This window comes from Xanthomonas sp. LMG 8993 (assembly GCF_009835065.2).
GTDB lineage: Bacteria > Pseudomonadota > Gammaproteobacteria > Xanthomonadales > Xanthomonadaceae > Xanthomonas > Xanthomonas arboricola.
Map to the genome: position 1 here is coordinate 145,038 of NZ_QVIF02000010.1, position 12,023 is coordinate 157,060.

Sequence of the window (12,023 nt, forward strand, 5' to 3'; positions counted from 1 at the left end):
CACACGCGGTGGAGACGGTGCCCACAGGGCCATTGGTCGATCCGTTCCGACCGCCTATTGCGGGCCAAGCGCTGGCGTAGGCCAGTCCTTAACCATTGGTCTGAACTTCTGGAGTGTTGCTATGCAAGTGCGACGTGCGGCGCTGGCCGCTTGGTTGCTGCTGGGTGCAGGGATACCTGCCTGGGCGGTCGACCCCATGACATTGGACGACGCATTCGACCGCGTTGCCCAAGCCCATCCAGACCTGCGCCTGGTGCAGGCACGTACCGCGGTACTGGCGGCCGAGCACGAGGGCGCCAATCAGCGCCCGCCTTGGACATTGGGTGCCGAGGTGGAGAATGCCCTGGGTACCGGAGATGCGAGAGGCTTGGACAGCGCCGAGTTCACCGTGAGTCTGAGCTCGGTGCTGGAGCGAGGCGGGAAACTGGATGCGCGCAGGGCCCTGGCGCAGAGCCGCATCGATGCGCAGGCTGTTCAGCGGGAAGCTCGTCGGCTGGATCTGTTGGCTGAAACGGCGCGGCGCTATCTGGCATTGGTTGCAGCGGACAAGGCCGCCAAGATTGCCCAAGTCGATATCCAACAGCGCCAGCGTACCGTGGCCGCTGCTCGTCAACGTGTGCAGGCCGGCGCCTCACCCGAGTCGGTGCTGTTGACTGCACAGGCTGCCTTGGCAAGAGCCGAGCTGGCCCAAGCAAGGGCCTCCCAGCAAGCCAGCGCTGCACGCCAGCATCTGGCCGCCCTCTGGGGGGAGCGTGAACCCGTGTCGGCGCCGGTCGCTGGCAACCCGCTCGCACTACCGGCGATCGGTTCTCTGGAAACCCTTTCCTCAGAACTGCAGCGTTCTCCCGAGCTGGCCCAGTTTGTCGACGAGCGGCGCATTGCCGAAGCACGTTTGAATCTGGCTCGCACAGCAGGCACGTCGGATCTGGCTTGGCAAGTCGGCGTGCGTCGGATGCAGGACACAAGCGACACCGCGCTCGTGGGGGGCATCTCGCTGCCTTTGGGTGCTCGAAGCCGGGCGCAACCAGAGATTCGTGCCGCTGAGGCGGAGTTGGAAGTGCTTTCGATCGAACGTGAGGCGCAGGGAATGGCGTTGTATTCCACCCTGGTCGAAGCCCACGGCCGTTACACCGTCGCCCGTGACGAAGTGGCCCGTCTTCAAGACGATGTGCTGCCCAAGCTGACCAAGGCTGAGCAAGCGGCCGAGCGTGCATATCGCGCTGGGGCCATCAGCTATCTGGAATGGGCGCAGCTGCAGTCCGAAAGGACCGCAGCTCTGCAGCAACAACTGGACGTCGCGCTCGATGCGCAACGTGCCCTCATCGAAATCCAACGGCTCACCGGCCAGGCCATGGTTGCCTCTGCCGCTGCCGCCACCTCCGGAGAGTTGACCCCATGAGCCGTTTCCCCTGGATCGCGCTGGCCCTGACATTGGCCCTGACGGCTTGTAGTGGCCCGGCACCCAATGCCCGTGGCGAGGCCGAAGAAGGCCATGAGGCCGAAGAACAAGGCGAGCACGAAGAACTGCCCCAACAGACCACGATCGAGGCCCAAACGGCACAGTCCGCCGGCATCCGCGCCGCCCGCGTGGGTCCTGGCCAGATCGCCGATGAGCAGGAAGTCCAAGGGCTGCTTACGCCGGTCGAAGGTCGCATCGCCCTGGTGACTGCACGTTTCCCCGGTCCTGTGCGTGCCGTTCGCGTAGGCGTGGGCGACCAGGTCAAGGCAGGACAGGTGCTCGCGACGGTGGAGAGCAACTTGAGCCTGACGACCTATTCCGTTACCGCCCCCATAAGCGGCGTGGTGATGGCGCGGACCGCCTCGGTCGGCACGTCTGCCGCCGAAGGCGCGCCCTTGTTCGAGATCGCAGATCTGTCCACCTTGTGGGTAGATCTGCATATCTTCGGACGGGACGCCGGGCACATCGAAGCTGGTGTGCCGGTGACCGTGAGCCGATTGAGTGATAGCGTTTCCGAGCAGACGACCTTGGAACGCGTGCTGCCCGGCACCGCCACGGCCAGCCAAAGCACGATCGCACGCGCGAGCTTGCGCAATGCCGATGGACGCTGGCGGCCAGGTTCCGCCGTTAAAGCACGCATTACCGTTGATCGCGCAGAAGCGGATCTGGTAGTCCCCGTGACCGCGCTGCAGACCGCCGAAGATCGGGACGTGGTGTACGTGCAACAGGGCGAGGTCTATCACACGCGCTCGGTGAAGCTAGGCCGACGCGACGCCGAACGGGTGGAAGTCTTAGAAGGCCTGAAGGCCGGTGAGCAGGTGGTGGTGGCCCAGAGCTTCCTGGTCAAGGCCGACATCGAGAAGTCCACCGTCGAAGAAGAAGAGTGAGGCCCGCCATGCTCGAACGCCTCATCCATTTTTCCATTCGCCATCGCTGGCTGATGCTGGTACTGACCGCAGCGCTTATTGCGCTCGGCGTGTGGAGCTATCGTCAGCTGTCCATTGACGCCACGCCCGACATCACCAACGTCCAGGTCCAGATCAACACCCAGGCGCCAGGTTACTCGCCGCTGGAAGCCGAGCAACGGGTGACATTCCCCATTGAAACGGCGATGGCCGGCTTGCCCCAGTTGGACTACAGCCGCTCGTTGTCTCGCTATGGGTTATCGCAGGTGACGGTCGTCTTCAAGGATGGGACGGACCTGTACTTCGCGCGCCAGCAGGTCGCCGAGCGCCTGCAGCAAATCACGTCTCAGCTTCCTGAGGGGCTAGATCCTGAGATGGGGCCGATCTCTACCGGTCTAGGTGAGATCTTCATGTACACGGTGGAAGCCGAGCCCGATGCCCGCAAGCCCGATGGCTCCCCGTACACGGCCACGGACCTGCGGACGCTGCAGGATTGGGTGATCCGCCCGCAACTGCGCACCACGCCTGGGGTGACCGAGGTCAACACCATCGGTGGCTTTGAACGGCAGATCCACATCACTCCCGATCCAGCGCAACTGGTAGCCCTGGGATTCACGCTCCAAGACGTTGTTGGCGCGGTGATGCGCAACAACCAGAACGTGGGAGCCGGCTACATCGAGCGCAACGGGCAGCAGTTCCTGGTGCGCGTACCGGGCCAGCTACGGGATGTGGACGCGGTCGGCAGCATCGTGCTGGATCGTCGTGATGGCGTCCCAATCCGCGTGCGCGATGTCGCCACCGTTGGCGAAGGCAAGGAGCTGCGCACCGGCGCGGCCACGCAGAACGGGCATGAGGTGGTCGTCGGTACGGCCTTTATGCTGTTTGGCGCCAACAGTCGCGACGTTTCTCGGGCCGCTGTGGCCAAGCTGGAGGCTGCCAACGCCAGTCTGCCCGAAGGTGTGCACGCCAAGGCGGTGTATGACCGCACGGCGTTGGTAGATCGCACCATAGGGACCGTTGCCAAGAACCTGATCGAAGGCGCGCTTCTGGTGGTGGTGGTGTTGTTCCTGTTACTGGGCAATGTCCGGGCGTCGTTGATCACCGCAGCTGTGATCCCGCTGGCCATGCTGTTCACCATCATCGGCATGGTGCGAGGCAACGTATCGGGCAATCTGATGAGCCTGGGCGCGTTGGACTTCGGGCTTATCGTGGATGGTGCGGTCATCATCATCGAGAACTGCCTGCGTCGTTTCGGCGAGGCGCAGAATGCGCTGGGCAGGCAACTCAACGATCAAGAGCGATATGACCTGACGGCTTCGGCAACGGCGGAAGTCATTCGACCGAGCCTGTTCGGCCTGGGCATTATCGCGGCCGTCTATCTGCCGATCTTTGCCCTCTCCGGCGTCGAGGGGAAGATGTTCCACCCCATGGCCATTACCGTCGTCCTGGCGCTGACCGGCGCGATGATGCTGTCGCTGACGTTCGTGCCAGCGGCCATTGCAACCTTCCTGCGTGGACGCGTGGCCGAGCACGATAACCGACTGATGCGCTGGTCACGAGCTCGCTACACGCCGCTGCTGGATTGGGCGCTACGCCGTCGATTGGCCGTACTGGGCGGCGCCACGGTACTGGTGGTCGCGTGCGGCATCCTGGCCACGCGGCTGGGATCGGAGTTCGTGCCCAGCCTGGATGAGGGCGACATCACGCTGCAGCCGATGCGGATTCCAGGCACGAGTCTGGAGCAATCGGTGGCGATGCAGGAAACATTGGAGAAGCGATTGGCGCAGTTTCCCGAGGTGGCCAACATTTTCTCCAAGATCGGTACCGCCGAGGTAGCCACCGATCCGATGCCCCCCTCGATGGCCGACACGTTCCTCATGCTCAAGCCGCGGGATCAGTGGCCAGATCCCCGCAAGCCCAAGGCAGAGTTGATCGAAGAACTGGAGCAAGCCGCCAAGAAAATCCCCGGTAGCAACTATGAGTTCACCCAGCCCATCCAGATGCGCACGAACGAACTGATCTCCGGCGTCCGCTCGGACGTGGCGATCAAGGTCTATGGCGATGATCTGGATCAGCTCGCACGACTTGCTGGCCGCATCGAGCGGGCAATGCGTGAAGTGCCTGGTGCTGAGGACGTGAAGTCTGAGCAAGTGAGCGGACTGCCGTTGCTCACGGTAACCCCAGACCCGGTAGCGCTGGCACGGTATGGATTGAATCCAGGAGATGTGCAGGAGACGGTGGCCACCGCTATCGGTGGTCAGGTAGCGGGCCAGTTCATTGAAGGCGATCGTCGCTTCGCTCTCGTGGTCCGGCTACCCGAAACATTGCGCTCAGATCCGGCGGTGCTGGCAGACCTGCCGATTCCGTTGCCCGAGGACAATAGTCCCGATGAGTCCAGCCGTGAGGCGACATGGCGTGGCGGTAGCCCTCGGACCGTGCCGTTACGTGAGGTCGCTACCATCCAAGTCGAGCGTGGACCGAACCAGGTGAACCGCGAGAACGGCAAGCGACGCGTGGTCATCACGGCCAATGTGCGCGAACGCGATCTGGGAAGTTTCGTGGGAGATTTGCGCACCAAAATCGGCGAGGAAGTGAAGATGCCGGAAGGCTACTGGGTGGCCTATGGAGGCACGTTCGAGCAATTGATCTCCGCCAGCCAGCGCCTTTCCGTAGTCGTTCCGGTCACCTTGGCTCTCATATTTGCTCTGCTGTTCATGGCCTTTGGGTCGGCAAAGGACGCTGCGATCGTGTTCAGCGGGGTACCGCTGGCGCTGACCGGCGGCGTCATCGCGCTGGCGCTGCGCGGAATTCCGTTGTCCATCTCCGCCGGCGTGGGCTTCATCGCCCTATCGGGCGTGGCGGTGTTGAACGGCTTGGTCATGATTGCCTTCATCCGACGCCTGCGCGAACAAGGCGATCCGCTGGATGAGGCCGTGCGCGATGGTGCGCTCGGCAGGCTGCGTCCGGTGCTGATGACCGCGCTGGTGGCTTCTTTGGGCTTCTTGCCGATGGCTCTCAATGTCGGTGCGGGTTCGGAAGTCCAGCGGCCCCTGGCGACCGTGGTGATCGGTGGCATCTTGTCCTCGACCGCCTTGACCCTGTTTGTATTGCCCGTGCTGTACCGGTGGTTACACCGAGAGCGCGACCGGCCCGTTCTCCCGACCACGGCGCTCGCATGAGGCAGCATCATGCCCAAGCCTGACCTGGAAATTGTGCGTGCGGCGATGTTCGCCGATCCCGGGGTGAAGGCGGTCGACGATCTGCGGTGGATGCCTGCCGCATCCGGGCTGGGCATTCAGGCCACGGTGACAGTGGCCTCATCGGCGGTGGACCTGGCCACAGTGCAGGCCGTCGTGGGCCAGATTCTCGCCACTCAGTTCGGCGTAACAGAACTACACCTGACATTCAACGATCCCGGGCCGGCACCGGCGCAACCGACCCGTGGGCCTATCGAAAAGAGGTAAAGCGGAGGGCGGCATTGCCGCCCTCCGAACCCTCAACCAATCCAACCGAAGGCAAACACCGTTCCCAAGGTCGTGCTGAGCGCTGCTACGCCCCACAACCCAAACGCTGATCCGTCGCAATCGCGTGCAGGTGGCGGCCAGCCTGGGGTCGGCTGGGCACGGAGGAGCGCGTGCTCGCCATAGCAGTGCGCCAGAGAGCGCCAGCAGGCCAAAGGCCAGGCCGAACACCAACGCCTTGTGCAGCCCACCGGGCGCGCCGGCAGCGTGGGAGCAGCACCCGACTAGTCTCGGGACTCATAGACTTGGTGCCCTGGCCAGGCGCAGGCGCCTGCCAGGACAAAGGCCACGCTTTGCCGGGCCCGCGTGAACGCCACGTAGTACTTCGCCGGTGAGGTGATACGGGAGGCGTCAGCGGTGCGCAGGAACTGGGCCAGGGGGCCATTGGGATAGATCAGCACGCGGGAGTATGTCCGTCCCTTGGCTTGTCCAAAGTTGACCGCAGGATAGCCATCGCAGGCTTCCCGCCGGTCGTAACGCAGGACGGTGGGCGCGAACTGCAGTACATATTTTTGCACCAGAGTGGGTGCCACCACATAAATGCCCTCATGCCCGGTCAGCTCGCTATTTCCTGACTCGGTGCGCGGCATCTGCGGATACAGCGCATCGGCCAGATCACACAGCGACTGCGCACAGCGGTGGCTGATCACCCGATGCTGGATCTGACACAAGTTCCGCGCCTGCCAGGCTTGGAAAAGCCCCATCATGGCCACACCACGGTATTGCTGGTGACGCGGAGAATGGTTGGTGGCGTAGGTCGCCTGGCGGGTATCACCCACCAGCGTGATCTCGATGCCGCTGGAGAGCAGGCGCTCGACCAGGTCCAGGTCGTAGCCGGCCAAGTCCTGGACCTCATCGATGTAGAGCTCGTCGTACATGGCCGCCAAACGCTCGATGACACGGCCTTGGGTAAGCTCATCGCAGCGCACGGCAAAGTCAGCGGCGCGATCGGAATATATTCGATCGCCGGCCAGATAGTGACGAGCCACCTGACTACGGGGAGCACGATTGTTGGTCCTGCCCTCAACGAAGAGGATGGACTCCACGCGGGGCTGGGCACACAGCGCCGCCTGATAGGGCCGAATGCACTCGCGCAGCAGAAAGCTGTACCAACTGTAGAGCGACACGTGCGCCGGCACGGCGCCAGCCTGCCGTTCAAACGCGCGCCTGATCTCTTCCAGGTTCTCAAGCGTGTAGGTCAGGATGGCGATCCGGCGTTGCGGGCGCGCCAGGGACTGGCGCACCAACATCGTCGTCTTGCCCGAACCGGCCGCCGAGAGCAGTACCTGATTAGGCGATGGCACGCTGGACATAGTCCGGAAACACGATCGAGTGGGGACTATTGAAGATGGCCAACGCTGTATCGGTCTTGTTGCCCTTCATGAACTTCAACAGCGCCGCCTCATCGGCGAACGTTTTATCCAACACCAGATTCAATTGCGCCAGCGTATTTGCCTTGATCAATTGTTGCTCCAGCGAGGGTGCGTCCTCATCGGAGTCATAGTAGATGTAGTTCAGGAAATCAGCGTAGCGTTCCTGCAGCAGGGCTACGTCGCCGTCGTTGTCGGTAACGACAGCGGTTGGGATATCCAGGCGTTGGGCGATCTGCAGAAATCGCTTGAAGGCCAGGGAGTTGACCGAGATCACGTCCACGCCACGGGCCAACGGCGACACGCCGTGGTGATCCTTGAAGGCTCGCTGGACGATCAACTCGTCCGAGGGGCCCTCGACAAGGATCGCCTGCTTGGCCAGGATCAACCGCAGGGTGTCATGACCCGGCAGCTTCATGAAGTAGTCGTGCGTATCGGTCGGCAGTTGGTCCAGTTTTATGTGTCCGCGTGCACTGAAGAGGATCACGTTGTCCACGCCGAGCTTGTTCAACACGAAGCTGCTATGCGTTGCAATGATGACTTGCTGGGCGGTGGACAGAGCTGCGATCTTGTCGATCAGTTGGGTCATACTGGAGAAGGACAGATGATTCTCGGGCTCTTCTACCAGCAGCACGTGCGCAGCACCGGCCGCGCGCATGGCCAGTTTCATTTTGACCGCACTCTGTTCGCCTTTGCCGGCGTGGGTGAAAGGAAGATCGTCCAGGTAGGGAGACAGACTGGCCTCCCACGTCGACCGCGCCGAGGTGTCCACACCCACGGTCAGCGTCTTATTGCTGACATCGCCCGCATTTTCGGCCAGGAACGTGTTGATGGCCGCCACGTCCGTTTCCTGGGAAAAGCTCTGCCGCATGCGGCGATAACTCAGCGACAAGGCCACGCGCTGAGCCGGAGAAAGCACCTGGTCGATGATGCTGCCGATGTAGCGATCCGTGCCTGAAAAGGTCTTGGCACTGGTGGTATCGATTATCGTGGAGTCGAATGGGATGCTGCGGGCGGTGACGCCATTGTTGGCGAAGGAATACCAGCGGACGGTGTAGTACTCCACCGGCAAGCTGCCCCCCTGGTGCTCGCGCAAATAGGCATCGAACTCGGGGCGATAGTCTTCGTTGAGTTCGATCAGCAGCCGAATGCCGGCCATGTCAGCGCCGAGGGAGTTGTTGGTACCCCGCAATGAAGCCAGGGTGGCATCCCGTCCGAGGTAAGCCTCGATCACGATCCGCGGAGGCGAACCAGGCTGTCCATCCCGCAGACGTGCCAGATACTCGTCGACAGCCGGTTGGTGGAACAGGTAGGGGGTGATTTCGTAGGCGATGCCTCGTCCGTGCAATTGGCCGGTCACGACAGCATGAATAGCTTCCAATAGCGTGGACTTGCCGACCTCGTTGTTGCCCACGATCAGGTTCATGTGGGGGTTGAGCGGCAAATCCAGGTGGCCAAACGCCTTGAAGTTCTCGATGACGACTCGTTCGATCGGCATGGTTCATCCCTGTACGACTGCAGCGCGAGCACGGCGCCCGGAGCCATCCGGACACGCCGGCATGGCGTTCATACTAAACCGGGCCAGTGGGCCGGATTTCGTACGGGTGAGACACCCCGGAGGCGGCTGGCGGCCGATCACGCGGGATAATTCAACATTATCCCGTATTAAATATTCAGCCGACGAACGGTCATCTGTCCGCTTCAATAGTATGTAATTACATGGTATGTAATACATTACGAAATAGTTAGAGGGCGGTACCATGGCGCGCGCAGGACTTTATAAGGGGAATGTCCAGAAAGCGCGTGACGCGCTGCTGGCCCAGGGCAAGAAGCCTTCCGTGGACGCGGTTCGGGTGGCTCTGGGCAACACGGGCTCCAAGACCACGATCCATCGCTACTTGCGTGAACTGGAAGAGGAGGAGGGTGGCGGTCCGGCACGTTCGGTGGCCGTGAGTGAGGCCCTGCAAGACTTGGTCGCACGCCTGGCTACGCGACTTCAAGAAGAAGCGGAGACGATCCTCACCAGGGAGCGAGAACGCCATGGGGCCGAACTCCAGCGTCAGCAACAAGCGCTTTCCACCGCCCAACAGGAAGCCGCTGCCCTGGGCAGTCAGCTGCAGCGCACTGAGACCAGCTTGACGCAAGAGCAAGCCGCTCACGCCCTAATTCAGCAGAATCTGGGCGAAAAGGTCGCGGAAATCGCCCAGTTGAATGAGCGCATCGCCGGCATGACGGTGCGGCTGGCTGATCACGAGGCGCATACGCGCTCTCTGGAGGACAAGCATGCCCACGCCCGGGAAGCGCTCGAGCACTACCGCACTTCAACCAAAGAGCAGCGCGAGCAAGAGCTTCGCCGTCACGAGCATCAGATCCAAGAGCTGCAAGTAGCCTTACGTCAGGCCAATGAAGCCTTGGGCGCGAAGAATCAGGAGCTGTTGGTGCTTAACCGCGACAATGGCCAATGGCTGGAGCGCCACGGGCGGATTGAGCGTGAGCTTGCCCAGTTACGACAGGTCCACGAAGGCCAACACAGCGAGATCGTGGCGTTGCGCCAGACCGCGACGGACCATTTGGCACTGCAGGAGCGCTGGAAGACTGACGCCAAGGCCTTGGATGCCATGCGCAGCGAGCTAGCTCAAGTCCAAGACACCCTTGCGCGGGAGCGTGAGCGCCGCCAGAGCGCTGAAGCCGATGCGTTGCGTGCCAACGCGCGTCTTGAAGCGCTGGAGCCCCTGCTGAATCAACTGACGCCGGCACAAAACACGGTGAAGAAACCCCGGCGAAGCAGTAGGCAGGATGGGGGGGCGGACTAGCGAGGCTACTCGTTTGCCTGCTAGCAGCCGGCGTTGCGCTCCCCCGTCCAGTACGCCCATTCCATAGGAACCACCCAGTCTACGAACAGCTTTGCTACTGAGGACTCCGGCGCCAGATGGTAGGGCTTGAACATGCCTTGCTGGGGCGAACTGGTCATCAGGTAGCGCAAGCGCTTCTTGACCTCCTGAAAGATGGCCTCGCGCACATGGGCGCTGTCGTGCACGCCAAGACGCATTGCCACCGACGCGCCTTGGCGTACCGCCGCCCAGCAACAGTAACGCCACTGCGCGATCGGCAGACCCCGCGGTCCGGATTGAAATACGAACCCCACATCACGTGCCCAACCTGGATCGAAGTGATGTTTGAGCAATTGCTGCTCTAGAAACTGCTCGGTCTCCCAGAGTGCAAGTTCATCCCACAGCTCCAGTTTCGCATCCGCCAGTTCTACATCGCGTGCCATATCGCCGAGTTGGTCTTCCAGCACCGGGAGCAGGTGCCTGCGCTCATGGGTAGACCAGGCGAAAGCCCATTGCAGATCTTCGATGGGCGTGACCTCGGCATCGGGTCGGATCTGCCATCGATCCGCTGGCCAGGGAACTTGGATCAGGGCCAAGTCTCGCAAGGCGTCCAGCACCAGCAAGGTGGAGCGGCGTGTGGGCGCCACCGGTATGCGTCGTAGCTGCGCGGTCAGCAGCGCGGCCAGGAAAAGGGTGCCACGAAGCCCCAACTCCTCGATGCTGGCGACCCCAGATGGCGTCATTGACGAGGTTCCGGGCATGCGGGTTCCGGGGGTGAGGGAGCGGCGTGGCTCCTGGCGATGGCAGCGCTACCGGGGTCGCCGGTTGCCTCAAAGCTAAGAATATCTTAGTATGCAAGGCAGGGTACATCCGCCATCCTTATGGGGTCTCCATGGGGTGCGCGCGTGACTTTGTCCGTCGACTCAACACCGACCTTCGCTCGACGCCTCAAACAAGCCCGCCTGCACACGGGCTTGTCGCAGAAGGAGTTGGGCATCCGGGCCGGTCTGGATCCTCACGTGGCCAGCCCCCGAATCAACCAGTACGAGCGTGGCAAGCACGAGCCGAAGCTGGAGACCGCTGAGCGGTTGGCTCAAGCCTTGGGGATCCCCGCCGCGTTCCTGTACACCGATGATGATCTGCTGGCCAAGTTGCTCCTGCGCTGGGGCTCGCTCAGCAAGCAACAGAAGCGCGAACTGGTGAAGCTGATCGAGAGCACATCCGAGAAGTAGGCCGTGCGGTCGCTCGCTTTATGGGCAGCACTTCGCTTCAACCCGGTCCTTGGGAGCGCTCCCGGATGGAACATCAGTAGGCGCGGCGAGCGCGACTAACGGGGCGCGGCATCTCAGGCCTGCCTGAGATTTTGTTCACGACCGATACACGCGCGCCTTGTCTAAAGTGATTTACCATGTCGCCCGTGTCAGCCTCCTCACTTCTACTGCGACTGCTCCTGATCGCCATGCTCGTGCTTAACGGGGCGTGGTCGGCGTTTGCGTCGGTCAGTATGAATCCGGTGATGGAAGAGCAGGCCAGTGAAGTGGCTGCCGCTGTGCAAGTCGACGAGGACTGCGTCGCCCATCACAGTGCTGAGCATCATCCCGATGCCACATCGATTGAAATGGCTGGCACTGGGCACGGCGATCATGCCGGTCCCGACTGTTGCAAGTCGTCTGCGTGCCGGTGCGCCTGCGTGCACGCGTGCGCGAGCGCATTGCCTGCGCGCCTGCATATTGCCGTACAACTGGCCTTGGGCCTGGATGTCATGCCGCTGCCGTTGGGGCATCCGGCACCCGCCTTGCCTCATCTGATCCGACCACCGATCGGCTAAGCGTCCCTAGGCGCCGCAATGGCGCCGTTGGTGTGGTTTGCGTGCCTGTTTAGGCCAGCCACCCGCTCTGTACCACCGCCTGCCGGTGGCAACACGACGCTTGGAGCAT

General features: G+C 62.3%; 10 protein-coding genes. 7 read left to right on the plus strand and 3 right to left on the minus strand.

Annotation, left to right across the window (positions count from 1 at the left end; translation table 11 throughout):
* Positions 1-121: 121 nt before the first annotated feature.
* From DYQ94_RS17270 to DYQ94_RS17285, 4 genes are read left to right on the plus strand one after another with little or no spacing between them, the layout of a single operon-like run.
* Complete coding sequence (locus DYQ94_RS17270) at positions 122-1,399, plus strand: TolC family protein (RefSeq protein ID WP_046935220.1); 1,278 nt, start codon at positions 122-124, stop codon at positions 1,397-1,399.
* Positions 1,396-2,346 (plus strand): efflux RND transporter periplasmic adaptor subunit, encoded by a 951-nt coding sequence (locus DYQ94_RS17275; protein WP_080955612.1) that lies wholly within the window; start codon positions 1,396-1,398, stop codon positions 2,344-2,346. The genes DYQ94_RS17270 and DYQ94_RS17275 overlap by 4 nt, the downstream gene beginning before the upstream one ends.
* Before the next feature lie 8 nt (positions 2,347-2,354).
* Complete coding sequence (locus tag DYQ94_RS17280; RefSeq protein ID WP_046935219.1) at positions 2,355-5,543, plus strand: efflux RND transporter permease subunit; 3,189 nt, start codon at positions 2,355-2,357, stop codon at positions 5,541-5,543.
* A gap of 9 nt (positions 5,544-5,552) precedes the next feature.
* Positions 5,553-5,828, plus strand: coding sequence for a hypothetical protein (locus DYQ94_RS17285; RefSeq protein ID WP_046935218.1), 276 nt, complete (start codon positions 5,553-5,555; stop codon positions 5,826-5,828).
* A gap of 281 nt (positions 5,829-6,109) precedes the next feature.
* On the opposite strand, the gene DYQ94_RS17290 is transcribed toward DYQ94_RS17285, so the two are convergent.
* Together DYQ94_RS17290 and DYQ94_RS17295 are read right to left on the minus strand one after the other, a co-directional pair.
* A complete protein-coding gene (locus DYQ94_RS17290; protein WP_046933399.1) occupies positions 6,110-7,198 on the minus strand; it encodes a UvrD-helicase domain-containing protein in 1,089 nt (362 codons plus the stop codon).
* Positions 7,176-8,753: an ATP-dependent nuclease gene (locus tag DYQ94_RS17295; protein WP_046932181.1), complete on the minus strand. Its 1,578-nt coding sequence runs from the start codon at positions 8,751-8,753 to the stop codon at positions 7,176-7,178. Before DYQ94_RS17295 ends, DYQ94_RS17290 begins: the two co-directional genes overlap by 23 nt.
* A gap of 262 nt (positions 8,754-9,015) precedes the next feature.
* Here DYQ94_RS17295 and DYQ94_RS17300 point away from each other — a divergent pair, with 262 nt between their 5' ends.
* Positions 9,016-10,068 carry a DNA-binding protein gene (locus DYQ94_RS17300; RefSeq protein WP_046932571.1) on the plus strand — a complete coding sequence of 351 codons (1,053 nt, stop codon included), beginning with the start codon at positions 9,016-9,018 and terminating at the stop codon, positions 10,066-10,068.
* A 20-nt stretch (positions 10,069-10,088) separates the two neighbouring features.
* Here the strand turns inward: DYQ94_RS17300 and DYQ94_RS17305 are convergent, their stop codons facing one another.
* Positions 10,089-10,847 carry a hypothetical protein gene (locus tag DYQ94_RS17305; protein ID WP_223866275.1) on the minus strand — a complete coding sequence of 253 codons (759 nt, stop codon included), beginning with the start codon at positions 10,845-10,847 and terminating at the stop codon, positions 10,089-10,091.
* 120 nt (positions 10,848-10,967) lie between these two features.
* Here DYQ94_RS17305 and DYQ94_RS17310 point away from each other — a divergent pair, with 120 nt between their 5' ends.
* Entirely contained in the window at positions 10,968-11,318 is a 351-nt protein-coding gene (locus DYQ94_RS17310; protein WP_046936731.1) for a helix-turn-helix domain-containing protein, read from the plus strand.
* A 176-nt stretch (positions 11,319-11,494) separates the two neighbouring features.
* Positions 11,495-11,914, plus strand: a complete 420-nt coding sequence (copL, locus tag DYQ94_RS17315) for a transcriptional regulator CopL (protein ID WP_046932580.1) — start codon at positions 11,495-11,497, stop codon at positions 11,912-11,914.
* Positions 11,915-12,023: the final 109 nt, after the last annotated feature.

Coding starts and splice junctions, on each gene's coding strand:
- DYQ94_RS17290 (WP_046933399.1), bottom strand. CDS start 7,198: ATGTCCAGCGTGCCATCGCCTAATCAGGTACTGCTCTCGGCGGCCGGT.
- DYQ94_RS17300 (WP_046932571.1), top strand. CDS start 9,016: ATGGCGCGCGCAGGACTTTATAAGGGGAATGTCCAGAAAGCGCGTGAC.
- DYQ94_RS17295 (WP_046932181.1), bottom strand. CDS start 8,753: ATGCCGATCGAACGAGTCGTCATCGAGAACTTCAAGGCGTTTGGCCAC.
- DYQ94_RS17285 (WP_046935218.1), top strand. CDS start 5,553: ATGCCCAAGCCTGACCTGGAAATTGTGCGTGCGGCGATGTTCGCCGAT.
- DYQ94_RS17305 (WP_223866275.1), bottom strand. CDS start 10,847: ATGCCCGGAACCTCGTCAATGACGCCATCTGGGGTCGCCAGCATCGAG.
- copL (WP_046932580.1), top strand. CDS start 11,495: ATGTCGCCCGTGTCAGCCTCCTCACTTCTACTGCGACTGCTCCTGATC.
- DYQ94_RS17280 (WP_046935219.1), top strand. CDS start 2,355: ATGCTCGAACGCCTCATCCATTTTTCCATTCGCCATCGCTGGCTGATG.
- DYQ94_RS17310 (WP_046936731.1), top strand. CDS start 10,968: ATGGGGTCTCCATGGGGTGCGCGCGTGACTTTGTCCGTCGACTCAACA.
- DYQ94_RS17270 (WP_046935220.1), top strand. CDS start 122: ATGCAAGTGCGACGTGCGGCGCTGGCCGCTTGGTTGCTGCTGGGTGCA.
- DYQ94_RS17275 (WP_080955612.1), top strand. CDS start 1,396: ATGAGCCGTTTCCCCTGGATCGCGCTGGCCCTGACATTGGCCCTGACG.